Source organism: Streptomyces sp. NPDC002144, assembly GCF_053593695.1.
This window is the reverse complement of sequence record NZ_JBSFDB010000013.1, coordinates 186,608-201,244: the sequence shown is the minus strand read 5'-3', so window position 1 is coordinate 201,244 and position 14,637 is coordinate 186,608. Positions and strand designations below refer to the sequence as shown.

The following is a 14,637-nucleotide window of genomic DNA, read 5'->3' as shown; positions in this document are numbered from 1 at the left end:
GTGCGAGGATCGAACGCATGGGAACGACGGGTGGGCGCCGGGTCGGCAGGCCCCGGGCCGCGCAGCGGCCGGACAGCGGGCTCTCGCCGCGCGACGAACTGCTCGCGGCGGCGGCCGAGTTGTTCACCACCCAGGGCTACGCGGCCACCACCACCCGCGCGGTGGCCGAGCGCGCGGGCATGCGGCAGGCCTCGATGTACCACTACGTCTCGGGCAAGGAGGAACTCCTCGCCGACCTGCTGGAGTCCACGGTCACGCCCTCGCTGACGTACGCCCGCCGCCTCCTCGCCGATGACGCGAGGCCCGCCGAGCAGCGGCTGTGGGACCTGTGCCGTACCGACGTCGAGCTGCTGTGCGGCGGCCCGCACAACCTCGGCGGCCTGTATCTGCTGCCCGAGGTGCGCACCGAGCGGTTCGCCGGGTTCCATGCCGTGCGCGCCGAACTCAAGGACGCCTACCGGCAGTTGCTCGCCGCCACCCCGGCCGGCGGCGCGCTCGCCAAGAGCGAGCTCGATCTCCGTACGGACCTGCTGTTCGGGTTGATCGAGGGCGTGATCCTGGTGCACCGCTCCGAGCCCGAGCGGCCGGTGTCGGTGTTCGCTGAGGCGACGGCGGACGCCGCGTTGCGCATCGCCGGGGTCTGAACGGCCGCCCCGGAGGGGGATCTTCACCCGCCACGGTGAGTGAACTTCGTACGCCCGTACGCCGTCACGCACCGTGTGCGATCGGGGGCTCAGCGTGCAAATGGGGCCGAGAGTACTCCGGTCCCGTGCCCGGTTTCAGGTGCTTGCTGAATATGACACGGCGATGATCCGGTCGGACTAAGCTCGCCCGCAGCGCACCGAGTTGAACCATATTCGTGCGCTTGTTCCCCATATGCGCGACTCCCAGTCGATTCGTTTCAGAGGGCCTACATGGTGAGTGTTCAGTCCCCGCCCGGGCGCCGAGAACTTCCCTACGCGCGCGTCTTGTTGCTCCCCGCGATAGCGATGGCCGCGGCGACCGGCGCCGCCGTCGCCGCGGTGACCGAGCCCGCCAGGGTCGCCGTCGGCTGGTGCGGCGGCGTCGCCACCCTCCTGGTGATCGCGACGGCGGCCGAAGCGGTACGACGCGGCCGCGGTCTGCGGGCCCTGCGCGAGGAGAGCACCCGTCACATCGCGTACCTGGAACAGCGCGTGGCCGCGCACGACCGCGAACTGGTGCGTCTGGGCCGGGACATCACGCCCGCCGCGATCCACCAGCTGCGCATCGGCGTTTCACCCAGAGAGGTGATTCGCAGCCTGGGCGACGTCGACCCGTCGTACCGCGACCTCACCCCGGCGCAGGCGGCCCTGGTCCAGCAGATGGTCGACATCGTCGACCACGAGGAAGCCCTGCGCGACTCGGCCGCCCGCTCCTTCGTGAGCGTCGCCCGGCGCGTCCAGGCCATCGTGCACCAGCAGGCCAGCGAGCTCCGCGAGATGGAGGAGGACCACGGCCGCAACCCCGAGGTCTTCGACGACCTGCTGCGCATCGACCACGGCACCATGCTGATCGGCCGTCTCGCCGACTCCATCTCCGTGCTCGGCGGCGGCCGTCCCGGCCGTCAGTGGCCCGAACCCGTCCCCCTGTACAGCGTGCTGCGCGGCGCCATGTCCCGCATCCTGGAGTACCGCCGGATCAGCCTGGACTCCATCGCCAAGGTCAACATCAACGGCGTCTCCGTCGAGCCGGTCATCCACGCGGCCGCCGAACTCCTCGACAACGCCACCCGTTACTCGCCGCCGCAGACCAAGGTGCACGTCACCGCCAGCGAGGTGCAGACCGGGGTCGCGATCGAGATCGAGGACGCCGGCGTCAGCCTCAGCGAGGAGGCCCGCGCCCGGGCCGAGGGCATGCTCGAGCGCGCCAAGCAGGGCACCGACCTCCAGGACCTCGGCGAGTCCCCGCGCCTCGGCCTCGCCGTCGTCGGCCGTCTGTGCACGGCGTACAACATGCAGGTCTCGCTGCGCTCCTCCGCCTACGGCGGCGTCCGCGCCGTCCTCATCGTGCCGCGCGACATGATGACCGAGGACCCCGCGCCCGGACTCGCGCACGGCATCGGCGCCGCCGCGGCGCCCAAGGCCGACGACGCGCTCGAAGGCCCCCAGCGCCCGCCCAAGAAGCGGCGCCCCACCAGCCCGAAGTACCCGGCCGCGGTCTCCATGGAGGACGACGTCCCCGTGGTCACCGAGTGGACCGCGGGCGGGCTGCCGCAGCGCCGCAGCCGCGTCAAGACCCCGCTCAGCCAGCGGATCGCCGAGCAGGAGGCCATCGAACGGGCCGAACGGGAGGGCCGGCCGACCGTCTGGTCGACGCCGAAGCCCGAGCCCGAACCGGTCAAGGACGAGCCCGCACCCGGCGCCTGGGTCGAGGCGTTCTGGAACGGCCTCAAGGACAAGCCCGACCCGCTCACACTCCAACCGCGAACCCGACCGGCCCGCGCCGAGGCCGATGACGAGGGAGACCTCAAGTGATCCAGCAGCGCGCCAACTTCGACTGGCTGCTCAAGGACCTGCACGACGGCGTACCGGGCATCGAGATGATCGTGGTGCTCTCCGCCGACGGACTGCGCATCGCCCGCTACGGCGGTGACCCGGACACCGCCGACCGCGTCGCCGCGGCCTGCGCCGGCCTGCAGAGCCTGGCGAGCGCGGTCGCCCAGGAGATCCCCAACAGCGACGGCAAGATGAAGATGGTCCTCATCGAGATCAACGGCGGCTACTTCTACCTGATGGCCGCGGGCGCCAACGCCTACCTCGCCGTGCTCTCCGACACGTTCGCCGAACCCGGCCTGATGAGCAACCGGATGTCCGACCTGGTCGCCCGTATCGGTGCCCATCTGACCAGTCCACCCCGACGCAACGGGCAGACCGTATGACTCCTCCGCAACGCCGGCGGCGCCGCTTCAAGGAACAACCGTCGCCACCGCCGGCCCCACCCGGCACCCCGAGACAACCGGAGCGGCTGTTCGTGGTGGCCGGGCCGGACGGCGACGGCGAGCGCGACGCGGACCTCGACCTCGTCACGTTAATCGTGGCGCGCGCCGACCCCCCGCCGTCCGCCACGCCCGAGCAGTCGGCGCTGCTCCGGCTCTGCACCACCCCCCTGTCCGTGGCCGAGCTCTCGGCGTATCTCAACCTGCCGTTCAGCGTGATGACGGTCCTGCTCACCGACATGCTGGCGGCCGGCCTGGTGACGGCGCGCGCACCGATCGTGCGCCAGTCCGTCGCCGACCGTTCCCTCCTCGAAGCGGTGATGCATGGACTTCAAAGGCTCTGACACCATCCCCGGCCCACGCACCGAGGACCAGCTGCCGCACACGGCCGCGGCGGCGGTCAAGATCGTGATCGTCGGCGGATTCGGCGTCGGCAAGACGACCATGGTCGGCTCCGTCAGCGAGATCAGGCCGCTGACCACCGAAGAGACCATGACGCAGGCCGGCATCGGCGTCGACGACAACTTCGGCTCGGAGACCAAGACGGCCACCACCGTCGCCATGGACTTCGGCCGCATCAGCATCACCGACGAACTGGTGCTGTACCTCTTCGGCACCCCCGGCCAGGAACGCTTCTGGTTCCTGTGGAACGGCCTGTTCGACGGCGCGCTGGGCGCGGTGGTGCTGGTCGACACCCGCCGCCTGGAGGTCAGCTTCGACGTCATAGGGCGGCTGGAGGAACGCGGGGTGCCCTTCGTCGTCGCCGTCAACACCTTCCCCGACGCGCCCCGTTACCCCATCGGCGAACTCCGCACGGCGCTCGACCTGCCGGACGAGATCCCCATCATCGAGTGCGACGCCCGCCGCCGGGCCTCCAGCCGGGACGTCCTGATGACCCTGCTGCGCTTCCTGCACGCCCTGGCAATGGCCAAGACCCCGGCGTGAGCCCGCACCCTCTCGTACCCCGGATCACTTCCCTCTCGAACGTACCCCGGATCACTTCCCTCTCGGAGCGACCATCGTGACCCCAGACCCCGCCTTCCCCACCAGCACGGACACCCCCACCACGGCCCCACCCCCGGGCTGCCCGGCGCACGGCATCGGGCCGGGTGGGCTGCGGCGGCTCTATGGGCCTGAGGCGGAGGACCTGGGGGCCCTGTACGAGAAGCTGCGCAGCGAGCACGGCCCGGTGGCACCCACGCTGCTGCACGAGGACGTTCCGATCTGGGTCGTCCTGGGGCACACCGAGAACATGCACATGGTGCGCTCGCCGTCGCAGTTCTGCCGTAACACCCGGCTGTGGACCGCCCTGCAGGACGGCACGGTCAAGCCCGACCATCCGCTCATGCCGCACTTCGCCTGGCAGCCCATCTGCGTCCACGCCGAGGGCGAGGAGCACCAGCGGCTGCGGGGTGCCGTGACCGGCGCCATGTCGACCATCGACCACCGCGGTATCCGCCGCCACATCAACCGCGCGACCCAGCTCCTCGTCAACCAGTTCTGCGAGACGGGCAAGGCAGACCTGGTCAGCCAGTTCGCCGAGCATCTGCCGATGATGGTGATGTGCGAGATCCTCGGCATGCCCGAGGAGTACAACGACCGCATCGTGCAGGCGGCGCGTGACATGCCCAAGGGCACCGAGACCGCGATCGCCAGCAACGCCTATCTGATGGACGTCCTGATGCGGCTCACCGCCCGCCGCCGGGCCGATCCCCAGGACGACTTCACCAGCCATCTGATCAACCACCCGGCGGGACTCACCGACGACGAGGTCGGCCAGCACCTGCGCATCATCCTGGTCGCGTCGTACGAGGCCACCGCCAACCTGCTCGCCAACGTACTGCGGGTGGTGCTCACCGACCCCGGGTTCCGCGCCCGACTCAGCGGCGGCCAGATGACGGTGCCCCAGGCGGTCGAGCAGTCGCTGTGGGACGAGCCGCCGTTCAGCACGGTGCTTCCCTACGTCGCCAAGCAGGACACCGAGTTGGGCGGGCAGCGCATCCGCAAGGGCGACGCCCTCATCCTCGGCATCGCGCCCGGCAACGTCGACCCACGGGTCCGGCCCGACCTCACGGCGAACATGCAGGGCAACCGCTCCCACCTCGCCTTCGGCGGCGGCCCCCACGAGTGCCCGGGTCAGGACATCGGCCGCGCCATCGCCGACGTCGGCGTCGACGCGCTGCTGACGCGGCTGCCGGACGTCCAACTCGCCTGCGAGGAAGACGAGTTGCGTTGGCGGGAGACCATCTCGAACCGGCATCTGGTGGAACTGCCGGTGAAGTTCGCGCCCAAGCCCCAGCAGGACGTCATGGCGCGCCCCGCACATCCGCTGGCCTCGCGGCAGCGCCCCGGCGACTGGCAGGTCGGCACACCCCTGCCCCAGGTGACGGTCCCGGAGCCTCCCGCCCCGGTCATGCCGCCCGCGCCCACGTCGGTCCCCATGCCCGAACCGGCCCGCCGGCCGAGCATGCTCCAGCGTTTCCTGCGCTGGTGGCGCGGCGAGTGACCGGCCGGCCTGCGCAGGTCACCCGGCCCACTCGTCGTACGACGACCAGGCCGGCAGCACCCGCGGGCTGACGAACCGGTGCTCGCGTCCCGTGATCGGGTCGGTGAACTCCAGCACCCGCGCCAGTAGTTGGAGCGGGCGCCGGAAGTCACCGGCCGCCACGGGGTCGGCCACCACCGGATAGAGGGGATCGCCGAGGATCGGCACCCCCAACGCGCTCATGTGGACCCGTAGTTGGTGCGTCTGCCCGGTACTCGGCAGCAGCCGGTACCGGGCCAGTCCGTGTCGGTGCTCCAGCAACTCGATCCGGCTGACGGCGTTGGGCTCGCCCTCGACCTCACGAGCGGCCAGGACCCCGCGCTCCTTGACGATCCTGCTGCGCACGGTGCGCGGCAGGTCCAGCCCGGGGTCGTACGCCGCCACCGCCTCGTACTCCTTGCCCACCCTCCGGTCGCGGAACAGGGACTGGTACGCGCCGCGCTCCTCGGGCCGTACCGTGAACAGCACCAAGCCGGCCGTCAGCCGGTCCAGCCGGTGGGCGGCGCCCAGCGTCGGCACACCCAGCTCCCGCCGCAGCCGCGCCAGGGCCGTCTCGGCGACATGGCTGCCACGTGGGGTGGTGGCCAGGAAGTGCGGCTTGTCGGCCACCACCACGTGCTCGTCCTGGTAGACGACGTCGATCGTGAACGGCACCCGCTCCTCGTCGGGCAGCTCGCGGTGGAACCACACGTACATTCCCGGCAGGTACGCCGTCGCGCGCGACACCGGGCGACCGGCGGCATCGACGATCCGTCCCGCGTCCAGCATCTCGTCGATCACACCGGCCCCAGCCGCCAGTCGCGCCACGAGATGATCCCGTACGGTCGCCCAGGCTCCTTCGGCCGGCAACCGCACCCGCACCGGGTCCACCCCGTCGCGTTGCGGCAGGGGGGAGGGCGGGGGCGGGGTACGGCGTCTCATCATGATCAAGCGTACGAGGTGGCACCGGACGGCGATGCGATCAGAGGGGCGGAAACCAGCTGCGCCCCGTCCGGACGAACACCTGGGCGGATTCGGAAATACCGGCTCGGTGATCCGTCGGGGCCGGGATTCGCGGATACTTCGTTGCGCCAGAAACATGTGTGCGACTCGAAACAGTTGCGAACCGAAACAGTTGAAGACATTCGAGTCAACGGCTAAGCCTGGCGGGCCCGTTGCGTGAAAACGGACCCCTGGGGGCGCATCGGGGGTGCGAGGTGTGTGACGTGCGCTTCTCTTGGTAACGCGTACTGAGTGGGGTGTTGTTCGGGGGCGCACACCGTAGGTCGGGTACGCATCAACACGTAGACACGTGCGCCTTCCCGCGTCGGCATGCGGCTGGCACAGTTGTATGGCTCGGCCACGTCGTACAAGCGGGCTTGGAGCGGCCCGCTCCTTCTGTGGACTGGGCGCGTGGGGTGATGTACGTGGACCAGAGACGGACTGTGGGACGGGCGCTGTCGGCACGGTGTGGTCCAGCAGCGTACGAAGGCAAGGCCCGGGGGAGGGGCCTGGCGCCGGCGCGACCGCTGACCTGACGCCCGACCGCTGGGGCGTGAACCGGCGCCCGTTCCCCGCGGTGACAACTCGTCCTCGCCGCTTGGTAGATACATCTGTTACTCTGCCGCGAAATCGCCAACAGGCTGAGACTGCTCCATCCAAGCACTTGGGCAAGGTCGTCGACGTCACTTCCGACGCCCTCACACCCGACGGCAAGGCGCGCGCGATCGGAGAAGGTCATGACGGGATATCCTGTCCGATTTCCGGACGACTTCTTGGATCCTCCGTCGTCTTGGCGCTCACTCGAATGAGGTTGACGCGCATCCCTCGGCCGCGCATTCAGCGTTGTGATCTGGCCACGGAGAAAAAGCACCTTGAGCAGAAACTGGGAGAGATTCATGCCCCAGAACGTCACCATCGAGTTGCCCATACCTTTCCGGCTGAACTCCGGTCTGGCGGCCGCAAGGGAACGTAATCTGCAATGGATGCGTCACCAGGAACTGGTACTGGGGGAAAAGGCCGCCCAACGCTATGTGTTCTCCGCGGTGGCGGACCTGGCCGCCTACAGCTACCCGGACGTCGAGGGCGACGACCTCGATCTGGCTTTCGACACCATGGGCTGGTTCTTCCTGTTCGACGACCTCTTCGACGTCCCTGCGGGCCACCGGGCCGAGGAAGCCGTCGACGTGTGCCACCGGCTCATCGCCCTCCTCCGCGACCCCGTGCCGCAGGCGGGCGGGCACGACGCACCACTCGTGAGGGCTTTCGCGGACATCTGGTGCCGAGCCGGGATCGGTATGTCCGAGGAATGGCGGCAGCGGGCCGCACACAACTGGGTGGACTACCTCACGGGAAATCTCACCGAGGAAATCGACCGGCGTACCTGGGTTCCGCAGGACTTCGCCACCCGGATGAGGATCGGCCACCGCACTCTCGGACTGGTGCCGTCGCTGGATCTGGCCGAAAGGGTGGGACACTTCGAGATCCCACAGCTCATCTGGCACAGCAGCCATCTGGAATCCATGCGGCAGGCGGCCGTCGACGCGGTCAAACTCATCAACGAAGTGATGTCCCTGGAGAACGACGACGCGCGGGGCGATCCGAATCTGGTGCACTGCCTTGTACGAGAACGCGACTGCTCCCGGCCGGAGGCCATAGAAATGGCCGTCGCCCTCGTTCAGTCGGCGGTCGCCAGACTTTTCGCGCTAGCGAAACGGACTCCTCTGTTCTGCACCCGTCTCGGGCTCACGAGCGATGAGACCGACAAGGTCCGGCGCTATGCGAGCGCCATGATCACGTGGATACGCGGCAGTTATGACTGGAGCCGAATCAACGGCCGTTATTCCCCGTACACGGCCAGCGCCCTGGGCTCCGGCGTGACCGGCCAGCTCCATCCCGCGAACCTCACGTCGGTGTCTCCGTAGAAAAACCGTTGGGCCCCGCACCCCCCGCTTGGCAGGATGCCGTGCATGCCGTTCACTGCCGATGTCGTGTTGCCCGAGGGGGCCCTCGCTCGGGGGGCGCAGCCTGTGCTTTCCACCGGTGACGGGCTGGTGCTGCGGCCCTGGCGGGGGGAGGACGCGGGGGCCGTGCATGAGGCGTTCCAGGATCCGCTCATGCATCAGTGGCACATCCGGCGCAGTGACTCCGAGGAGGAGGCCGCCGGGTGGATCCGGGAGTGGCAGAAGGAGTGGCAGGGCGAGCGCAACGCCCAGTGGGCCGTGGTCGACGCGGAGACCGACCGGCTGATGGGGCGGGTGGCGCTGCGTGACATCCGGCTCGTCGAGGGACTGGGCAAGGTCGCGTACTGGACCACCGCGGCGGCCCGCGGCCAGGGCGTCGCCGTCCGTGCGACCAACACCCTGACCCGTTGGGCCTTCGACGAGATCGGCTTCCACCGCCTCGAGCTCCTGCACGCCACCGCCAACCGGGCCTCCTGCCGCGTCGCCGCCAAGACGGGCTTCACCCTGGAGGGCACCAAGCGCCGTGCCGCCTACCACCAGGACGGCTGGCACGACATGCACCTGCACGCCCGCCTGCGCGAGGACAGCGCCTGACCGGCCGGCGGTTCCCGGTGCGCGGCACTGCCTCGCGAGGCGGGCGCGAGGCCTGCGCGACGACATGCGCGGGCCTCGCGGACACGACCTGGGTGAGTGCGAGACGCCTGGTGGACGGGTGTGCGAGCGTGCCGCGCACCCGGCTCAGACGGCCGCTTCCTGAACCGCCGGCTCCGGTACGGGACCTCCCGCCTCCGACGTCCTGCGGTACGCCCGGTAGGCGGCGCCCGCCAGCAGCGTGGCCGCGAGGAACAGGACCGTGAACCACTGGAAGTACCAGTGAGGCCATGGTCACGATGACCTGCGATAACCCCGTTGGTAGGCGCCTGACCAGCCAAAACAGCGTTGGTACGCGTTGGCTGACGTTGGGTGCGTTAGACAGTGTTGTGCCCCCGTTGTGCCCTGAGGCACGGCGGGGGCACTGTCACGCTTCGTCACTCAGCGGCGGAATCGGGATCGTGTAGTTGAGGGTGTACCGGTCGGCCGCGACCACGATGTCGCACGTCTCGACGGGGCGCTCCTCCACCTTGTACGTCCGGGTAATGACCATGACGGGTACGCCAGGAGCCATCTGCAGCTGGTCAGTCTCGTAGGGCCGCGGCGCGCGCGCGTTCACGTCTTCAGTGACTTCCGTGATGTGCTGGCCGATCGAGTCCATGCGCGGCACAACGCCGGTGATCGGTCCGCCCTCAGGCTGCTCGATGGGCGTGCCGGCTGTGAGGGCGCGCGGCTCGTAGGACGTCGACAGCATGACCGGCTCGTCGTCGGCGAAGAACCGGTACGTAGTGCGCACCACCTCGTCGCCGGGCTCAATGCCGAGTCGTTCGGCGACCGCCTTCGTGGCTGTCGTGACGCGCGTCTGATACTCCCACTCAGACCGTCGCCCCTCTGCCTCGGTCTGGCGCTTCATGGGGGAGCTCACCGGACGCTTCCCGTACAGGTCGCCGGAGATGCGCCGGCGCAGGGGGCGCTGTTCGCGGACGAAGGTTCCGCGCCCCTGCTGCTTGATGACCAGGCCCTCGTTCTGCAGGGCCTCGACTGCCATGCGGATGACGATGCGAGAGACGCCGTATTCGGCCATCAGGTCCGCCTCGGACGGCAGCTTGTCGCCGGCCTGCAGGTCGCCGTCGAGGATGCGCTGACGGATGTCGTCGGCGATCTGCACGTAGGCCGACTTGCCTTGGAACTGAGCCACTGTGTCCCTTTCGTCTACTGGTCCTGACAAGTAGAGCACGTGGCTGACCTGCAGTTCTATAGCCGCTTTGGGTAGTCGCCCCGTCACACCCTTGCAGAGTCGTCCTACTCGTTATAACGTCTTCTTCAGCGGCACTTTCTGCACAAGCCGCAAGTTCAGCTCTGCCTCAGACAACACAAAGGCCCCGACGGGGGTGTCCCGGAGTTGGCGCTCCGGGCCCGTCGAGGCCGACGCATCAGAGAGTTGGGTCTCCGAATGCAGCAAGAGCGTATCGCGCCTGCCCAGAAGCAGGCCCCCGAGGGCGAACCGCTCCGGGTCAAGGACATCGCCGCCGCCCTGCGCGTCGACAGCAGCACCGTCTACCGCGAGATCACGTCCGGTCGGCTCGACGCCTACCGCGTCGGCTCCGGCCGCGGCACCTTCCGCGTCCCCCGCGCCGCCTTCACGCAGTACCTCGTCGAGCGCGGCATCCCGACGAGCGAACTGGCGGTGACGCTGTGAACGCCAAGACCAACCCCCTGCAGCTGTTCGCCGACTCGCCGATTCCCCTCGCGCTCACCGAGGCCGGCGAGCAGGCCGCAGCCGCCACCGTCAAGCCGCGTAGCTGGTCGTTCATCGACCGCCGCACGGGCGAGACCGTGCAGTACACGTGCATGGACGGGTGCACCATCGACCACACCCGCGAGATGGGCCGCTCCAACTTCCGTGAGGACATCTGGTGTTGGTTCTGGGACGAGTCCCTGACTCTCCCGGTCAACGAGAACGGCCAGCCGGAGGAGTTCCGCGTCCTGTCCACTGTCATCAAGGTGGAGCCCTGGTCGGGGAAGGTCGCCGAGCGCCTGCCGTTCGCCGTCGTCGAGCTCGTCGATGACCACTTCATCGACGGCCTCGACCCGGACGGCCTGGAGACGGTCATCAACACCCTCGCCGCCCGCGTCGAGGGGATGCGCCAGACGCACCGCCGCCTCGTCGAGGTGCGTGAGGCGTACCGCCAGCGCGCCGCCCGCGGGGGTGTCGCCTGATGCCGCGCCGTAACGCCAACGTCGACACGAAGCGCCGCCAGGCGCCGGCCGACCTCGACTCCCCGCGCATCGCTCGTCGTCTCGCCATGAAGGCCCGCCGTAAGGGGTGGGCTGCATGAGCAACGAGGAGCAGCGGGCGAAGAAGTTCGTTGAGCGTCACTTCCCGGTGACCGCCGCGTTCCTCGCCGCCGAGCGCGGCGAGGGCCCGGTGCCCGTCTACGGGCCCGGCGAGACGCAGAACGTGCACGACGACCAGCCTGAGCCGTGGGTGAAGGTCCGCGTCGACTACCAACTGTCGCGGTTCGAGCTGTTCGCGGTCGTGGCGGCCGGCTACGCGTCGACGAACATCGGCCAGAACCCGGACGACATGTCGGTGCAGCAGATCCGCGACGACGTCGAGGCGCACCTTGCAGGCACTTCGTCGCTGGAGCTGGACGCCCTCGTCGAGGAAGTCGCCGGCCAGATCGAACGCGGCGACCACCCGGATCAGATGGCCGCACTGCTGCGCGCCATGGACCGGGCCTACCGACCTCGAAATGAGCGGGAGCCAATCATGCAGCAGCCCCGATATGGGGACGGCACAGTCACCTTGCAGACCCTCGACCACGGTGAGGTCACGATCACCGAACCCCGTTGGTGCATGGGGCACAACGCCGAGGCGGTCGTGCACCGCGTCGACATCACCCACAACGGCCGGCCGGTCTTTGCAGAGGTGGAGACGGACCTCGGCACGGAGCAGCTGCTCGAGGCATCCATTTCGTGGGCGCCGTTCGCCGAGCTGCAGCCGGAGCCGTACCCCGTGGCGGCCCTTGGCGACCTGCCGCCCATGGATCCCGCGCAGCTGCGGGCGGTGGCGGCCGAACTCGGTCTGTACGTCGGCCGCCTGTACCGGCTGAGCAACGAGCTCGATCGGATCCGGAGGGCGGAATCGTGAGCGACGACCGCGCCCTGCTCGCCGCCGTGTTCGAGGCCATTGCTCTCCCGTATCCCGCGACGGTCGGCGACGCCGAGGTGCACGACCGGATCCTGCTGGACCGCGTGATTGACGCCCGTATCGCCATCGAGGGAGTGCTGCAGCGCGGCGACGATCCCGGTTGGTCCGCGGACTACCTGCGATCGCGTCTCGCCGAGAAGCCGGCCGTCGGCTACCGCCAGGCGGGTGAGCAGCCGTGAGCCGCTACGTCCACGTTCCGCGGCCGACGGAGCACGCGGCCTTACGGGCCTGCGAGAAGTCCCCGCGGCCGACTCCCTCGATGCCGGCGATTCTCGCCGACCTGCTCACCGCGCAACGGCTCGGCGACCACGAAGGCATCTGCCTCCTCGCCTGCCGCGCCGTCCGAGTGTCCCAACTGGAGGTTGGGCAGTGAAGAACGACGTTCTGAAGTGGGCCGCCCTCGCGGCGGCCCTGGTCGCCACCGCGTCCGCCGAGTACGAGTTGGCGCGCGCGGTCGGCTTCAACGAGTGGGTTGCCGCGGCCGTGCCGGGCGCCCTCGACATCTACACGGTGCGGGCCATGCGCGCCCACAAGGACGTGCTCACCGCGGTCGTGGCGATGATCGGAGTGAACGCGGCGAGCCATCTCGTCACGGCCGGTCTGCTGCCGGTGAACGTGCCGCTCGTCGTCGCCGTCTCGGCGATCGCCCCGCTCGTCCTGTGGCGCGTGCACGCCCTCCGCGTCGACGAGGGGACGCAGTCAGTGCGTACCCCCGTTGAGTACGTCGAGCCGGTCGAGGTCGAGCGCGTACCCGTCGAACCGGAGGCGTACCCGGCACTGCCGGAGCCCGTACCTGCCGTACCCGAGGCCGTACCCGTAGGCGCCCGCCTGCTGCCCGTTTTCGAGTGCCCCGGGGAGCTGCAGCGCGCCCTGCATACCCGCCCGGAGCCTGAGCCCAAGTACGTACCTGAGCCGCCTCCCGAGGACCCGTTGGAGGCGCTGGAGATGGGATGGGCCGCCGAGCAGTTCAAGGACGAACTGCTTGCCGGAGAGATCCCGTCGATTCACCGCATCAAGTCCGAGTGCCGCGTCGGCCAGGACAAGGCGAAGCAGATCCAAGAAGCGTTCCGTGAGGCTCTGCCGAAGCTGGCAGGTCAGGGGGTGTCGTCATGAGGTGGCTTCTGCTGGGTGCTGTCCTGGCCGTGTTGCTGCTGTTCCCGTCGCTGCTCGCCGCTGTGGCTACGGCCACGGGGTGGCTGCTCGGTAAGGCCGTCCTGGTGGCCGGTCTGCGAGCGCGCCGTCTGTCGAGGTGGGCGCGATGACCGAGGAACTGCCGGGCCTGCCGGAGAAGTACCGTCGGTACGCCGCCGCCCCGGGCGAGGACGTCGCCGCCCACCATCGGCCTCCGAACGTGCTGTACGACTCGCAGGGTCGTCCCGTGCACTTCACGATCGGGCAGCCGCTGCAGCCGCCTCCGGTGGTCGTGCAGCTGCCGGATCGGGGGCTGTCGCCGGAGATGCAACGGCTCATCATCATCACGTTTCTGGTGCTGGCCGTGGTCGTCGTGTGCACGGCCGCCGTGTGCGCCGTGGTCGTCATCGTCGGCGGAACCCTTATGGGGATCATCGGCGCCGTCACCGCGAACCTCCCCATGGTCGGCCTGTCCCTGGCCGGTGTGCTGCTCGCCGCCGGCTGGGCCGCATCCAAGATCCGCCCCTCTATCCGTACCGAATCCAGCGGCCGTAAGCACCGCTGACCTGCAACGGAAGGAATCCCATGGCGAAGCGCCGCAAGGTCCGGATCGTCTCGTGCGCCGACGACAAGCGCGCCGCCGGCAAGACCGGCTGGATCGTCGATGAGGCGCCCCCCGGCGAGCTCACCGAGGGCCGCTGGACCGTCAAGGTCGATGCCTTCTGGATCGCCGACGTCCTGTGCGAGACCAGCGAAATCACCCCGATCGACTGACCAGGGAGAACCCATGAACCGCGAACAACACCTGAAGCTGGCCGACGACGCCATCACCCGGGCCGAACGGCTCGCAGCGGACGCCGAACGGTACGCCATCCACCCCGACTACACGAACAAGGTCGGCCCGCTCGCCGCGGCCGGCGCCGTGTGGGCGGACATCTCCCGCGGTCACGCCGCGATCGCCGCCGCCATGCCCGAGACCAACGACGTGAAGACGGAGGCCTGACCCATGGCTGACGACCTCAGTTGGTCCGACTTCACCGGCGGCGAGAAGGCCCGCCTCCTCGGCCTGCACGCCCGGATGGCGAAGCGCGGCATCGCCGGCCCCACGGTCGACCTGAGCGACCTGCAGCGGAAGGTCCGGCGCATCGAGCAGCAGGCGGAGCGCCGCAAGAACAAGAAGCCCTGAGTACGCCACGGGGCGGCCGTACCCGGCACAGGTACACCGGCCGCCCCGTGCACCCGATCACCCCTTGGAGCA

21 protein-coding genes are annotated in these 14,637 nt (G+C 69.4%); 19 read left to right on the top strand and 2 right to left on the bottom strand.

Annotation, left to right across the window (positions count from 1 at the left end):
• The first annotated feature begins 17 nt into the window (after positions 1 to 17).
• The 6 genes from ACWCQ1_RS21615 to ACWCQ1_RS21590 all read left to right on the top strand — a co-directional run bounded on the left by ACWCQ1_RS21615 (position 18) and on the right by ACWCQ1_RS21590 (position 5,462).
• A complete protein-coding gene (locus ACWCQ1_RS21615; protein ID WP_133045008.1) occupies positions 18 to 644 on the top strand; it encodes a TetR/AcrR family transcriptional regulator in 627 nt (208 codons plus the stop codon).
• Positions 645 to 914: 270 nt separating this feature from the next.
• Positions 915 to 2,495, top strand: coding sequence for a sensor histidine kinase (locus tag ACWCQ1_RS21610; protein WP_451027134.1), 1,581 nt, complete (start codon positions 915 to 917; stop codon positions 2,493 to 2,495).
• Positions 2,492 to 2,899 carry a roadblock/LC7 domain-containing protein gene (locus ACWCQ1_RS21605; RefSeq protein WP_133045006.1) on the top strand — a complete coding sequence of 136 codons (408 nt, stop codon included), beginning with the start codon at positions 2,492 to 2,494 and terminating at the stop codon, positions 2,897 to 2,899. Before ACWCQ1_RS21610 ends, ACWCQ1_RS21605 begins: the two co-directional genes overlap by 4 nt.
• Entirely contained in the window at positions 2,896 to 3,300 is a 405-nt protein-coding gene (locus ACWCQ1_RS21600; protein ID WP_133045005.1) for a DUF742 domain-containing protein, read from the top strand. The genes ACWCQ1_RS21605 and ACWCQ1_RS21600 overlap by 4 nt, the downstream gene beginning before the upstream one ends.
• Complete coding sequence (locus tag ACWCQ1_RS21595) at positions 3,281 to 3,901, top strand: GTP-binding protein (protein ID WP_133045004.1); 621 nt, start codon at positions 3,281 to 3,283, stop codon at positions 3,899 to 3,901. Before ACWCQ1_RS21600 ends, ACWCQ1_RS21595 begins: the two co-directional genes overlap by 20 nt.
• A 76-nt stretch (positions 3,902 to 3,977) precedes the next feature.
• Positions 3,978 to 5,462 (top strand): cytochrome P450, encoded by a 1,485-nt coding sequence (locus ACWCQ1_RS21590; RefSeq protein WP_451027133.1) that lies wholly within the window; start codon positions 3,978 to 3,980, stop codon positions 5,460 to 5,462.
• A gap of 18 nt (positions 5,463 to 5,480) precedes the next feature.
• On the opposite strand, the gene ACWCQ1_RS21585 is transcribed toward ACWCQ1_RS21590, so the two are convergent.
• Positions 5,481 to 6,422 carry an RluA family pseudouridine synthase gene (locus tag ACWCQ1_RS21585; RefSeq protein ID WP_358604377.1) on the bottom strand — a complete coding sequence of 314 codons (942 nt, stop codon included), beginning with the start codon at positions 6,420 to 6,422 and terminating at the stop codon, positions 5,481 to 5,483.
• A 956-nt stretch (positions 6,423 to 7,378) separates the two neighbouring features.
• Between ACWCQ1_RS21585 and ACWCQ1_RS21580 the strand changes: the two genes are divergently transcribed.
• On the top strand, positions 7,379 to 8,404 hold the full coding sequence (locus ACWCQ1_RS21580; RefSeq protein ID WP_358604308.1) for a terpene synthase family protein: 1,026 nt from the start codon (positions 7,379 to 7,381) through the stop codon (positions 8,402 to 8,404).
• A gap of 45 nt (positions 8,405 to 8,449) precedes the next feature.
• A complete protein-coding gene (locus ACWCQ1_RS21575) occupies positions 8,450 to 9,037 on the top strand; it encodes a GNAT family N-acetyltransferase (RefSeq protein ID WP_358604311.1) in 588 nt (195 codons plus the stop codon).
• 424 nt (positions 9,038 to 9,461) lie between these two features.
• On the opposite strand, the gene ACWCQ1_RS21570 is transcribed toward ACWCQ1_RS21575, so the two are convergent.
• Complete coding sequence (locus tag ACWCQ1_RS21570; RefSeq protein ID WP_451027132.1) at positions 9,462 to 10,232, bottom strand: GntR family transcriptional regulator; 771 nt, start codon at positions 10,230 to 10,232, stop codon at positions 9,462 to 9,464.
• 255 nt (positions 10,233 to 10,487) lie between these two features.
• Between ACWCQ1_RS21570 and ACWCQ1_RS21565 the strand changes: the two genes are divergently transcribed.
• From ACWCQ1_RS21565 to ACWCQ1_RS21515, 11 genes are all read left to right on the top strand, one after another.
• Positions 10,488 to 10,733, top strand: coding sequence for a helix-turn-helix domain-containing protein (locus ACWCQ1_RS21565; RefSeq protein WP_451027131.1), 246 nt, complete (start codon positions 10,488 to 10,490; stop codon positions 10,731 to 10,733).
• The gene (locus ACWCQ1_RS21560) at positions 10,730 to 11,254 is read left to right on the top strand and encodes a DUF6907 domain-containing protein (RefSeq protein ID WP_451027130.1); all 525 of its coding nucleotides are present in this window, start codon (positions 10,730 to 10,732) and stop codon (positions 11,252 to 11,254) included. Before ACWCQ1_RS21565 ends, ACWCQ1_RS21560 begins: the two co-directional genes overlap by 4 nt.
• 115 nt (positions 11,255 to 11,369) lie before the next feature.
• A complete protein-coding gene (locus tag ACWCQ1_RS21555; RefSeq protein ID WP_451027129.1) occupies positions 11,370 to 12,188 on the top strand; it encodes a DUF6907 domain-containing protein in 819 nt (272 codons plus the stop codon).
• A complete protein-coding gene (locus ACWCQ1_RS21550) occupies positions 12,185 to 12,427 on the top strand; it encodes a hypothetical protein (RefSeq protein ID WP_451027128.1) in 243 nt (80 codons plus the stop codon). Before ACWCQ1_RS21555 ends, ACWCQ1_RS21550 begins: the two co-directional genes overlap by 4 nt.
• The gene (locus tag ACWCQ1_RS21545) at positions 12,424 to 12,621 is read left to right on the top strand and encodes a hypothetical protein (RefSeq protein ID WP_451027127.1); all 198 of its coding nucleotides are present in this window, start codon (positions 12,424 to 12,426) and stop codon (positions 12,619 to 12,621) included. The genes ACWCQ1_RS21550 and ACWCQ1_RS21545 overlap by 4 nt, the downstream gene beginning before the upstream one ends.
• Positions 12,618 to 13,361 (top strand): hypothetical protein, encoded by a 744-nt coding sequence (locus tag ACWCQ1_RS21540; RefSeq protein ID WP_451027126.1) that lies wholly within the window; start codon positions 12,618 to 12,620, stop codon positions 13,359 to 13,361. The genes ACWCQ1_RS21545 and ACWCQ1_RS21540 overlap by 4 nt, the downstream gene beginning before the upstream one ends.
• The gene (locus tag ACWCQ1_RS21535; protein WP_451027125.1) at positions 13,358 to 13,510 is read left to right on the top strand and encodes a hypothetical protein; all 153 of its coding nucleotides are present in this window, start codon (positions 13,358 to 13,360) and stop codon (positions 13,508 to 13,510) included. The genes ACWCQ1_RS21540 and ACWCQ1_RS21535 overlap by 4 nt, the downstream gene beginning before the upstream one ends.
• Positions 13,507 to 13,944 carry a hypothetical protein gene (locus tag ACWCQ1_RS21530; protein WP_451027124.1) on the top strand — a complete coding sequence of 146 codons (438 nt, stop codon included), beginning with the start codon at positions 13,507 to 13,509 and terminating at the stop codon, positions 13,942 to 13,944. The genes ACWCQ1_RS21535 and ACWCQ1_RS21530 overlap by 4 nt, the downstream gene beginning before the upstream one ends.
• A 20-nt stretch (positions 13,945 to 13,964) precedes the next feature.
• Positions 13,965 to 14,153: a hypothetical protein gene (locus tag ACWCQ1_RS21525; protein ID WP_451027123.1), complete on the top strand. Its 189-nt coding sequence runs from the start codon at positions 13,965 to 13,967 to the stop codon at positions 14,151 to 14,153.
• Positions 14,154 to 14,166: 13 nt separating this feature from the next.
• Positions 14,167 to 14,382, top strand: coding sequence for a hypothetical protein (locus ACWCQ1_RS21520; protein ID WP_451027122.1), 216 nt, complete (start codon positions 14,167 to 14,169; stop codon positions 14,380 to 14,382).
• Between the two features lie 3 nt (positions 14,383 to 14,385).
• A complete protein-coding gene (locus ACWCQ1_RS21515) occupies positions 14,386 to 14,565 on the top strand; it encodes a DUF6257 family protein (protein ID WP_451027121.1) in 180 nt (59 codons plus the stop codon).
• Positions 14,566 to 14,637: the final 72 nt, after the last annotated feature.

Bases quoted from the DNA above. Each gene is read 5' to 3' on its own strand.
- ACWCQ1_RS21585 (WP_358604377.1), bottom strand. From the start codon at position 6,422: ATGAGACGCCGTACCCCGCCCCCGCCCTCCCCCCTGCCGCAACGCGAC.
- ACWCQ1_RS21515 (WP_451027121.1), top strand. From the start codon at position 14,386: ATGGCTGACGACCTCAGTTGGTCCGACTTCACCGGCGGCGAGAAGGCC.
- ACWCQ1_RS21530 (WP_451027124.1), top strand. From the start codon at position 13,507: ATGACCGAGGAACTGCCGGGCCTGCCGGAGAAGTACCGTCGGTACGCC.
- ACWCQ1_RS21580 (WP_358604308.1), top strand. From the start codon at position 7,379: ATGCCCCAGAACGTCACCATCGAGTTGCCCATACCTTTCCGGCTGAAC.
- ACWCQ1_RS21535 (WP_451027125.1), top strand. From the start codon at position 13,358: ATGAGGTGGCTTCTGCTGGGTGCTGTCCTGGCCGTGTTGCTGCTGTTC.
- ACWCQ1_RS21595 (WP_133045004.1), top strand. From the start codon at position 3,281: ATGGACTTCAAAGGCTCTGACACCATCCCCGGCCCACGCACCGAGGAC.
- ACWCQ1_RS21520 (WP_451027122.1), top strand. From the start codon at position 14,167: ATGAACCGCGAACAACACCTGAAGCTGGCCGACGACGCCATCACCCGG.
- ACWCQ1_RS21565 (WP_451027131.1), top strand. From the start codon at position 10,488: ATGCAGCAAGAGCGTATCGCGCCTGCCCAGAAGCAGGCCCCCGAGGGC.
- ACWCQ1_RS21555 (WP_451027129.1), top strand. From the start codon at position 11,370: ATGAGCAACGAGGAGCAGCGGGCGAAGAAGTTCGTTGAGCGTCACTTC.
- ACWCQ1_RS21615 (WP_133045008.1), top strand. From the start codon at position 18: ATGGGAACGACGGGTGGGCGCCGGGTCGGCAGGCCCCGGGCCGCGCAG.
- ACWCQ1_RS21575 (WP_358604311.1), top strand. From the start codon at position 8,450: ATGCCGTTCACTGCCGATGTCGTGTTGCCCGAGGGGGCCCTCGCTCGG.
- ACWCQ1_RS21610 (WP_451027134.1), top strand. From the start codon at position 915: ATGGTGAGTGTTCAGTCCCCGCCCGGGCGCCGAGAACTTCCCTACGCG.
- ACWCQ1_RS21525 (WP_451027123.1), top strand. From the start codon at position 13,965: ATGGCGAAGCGCCGCAAGGTCCGGATCGTCTCGTGCGCCGACGACAAG.
- ACWCQ1_RS21600 (WP_133045005.1), top strand. From the start codon at position 2,896: ATGACTCCTCCGCAACGCCGGCGGCGCCGCTTCAAGGAACAACCGTCG.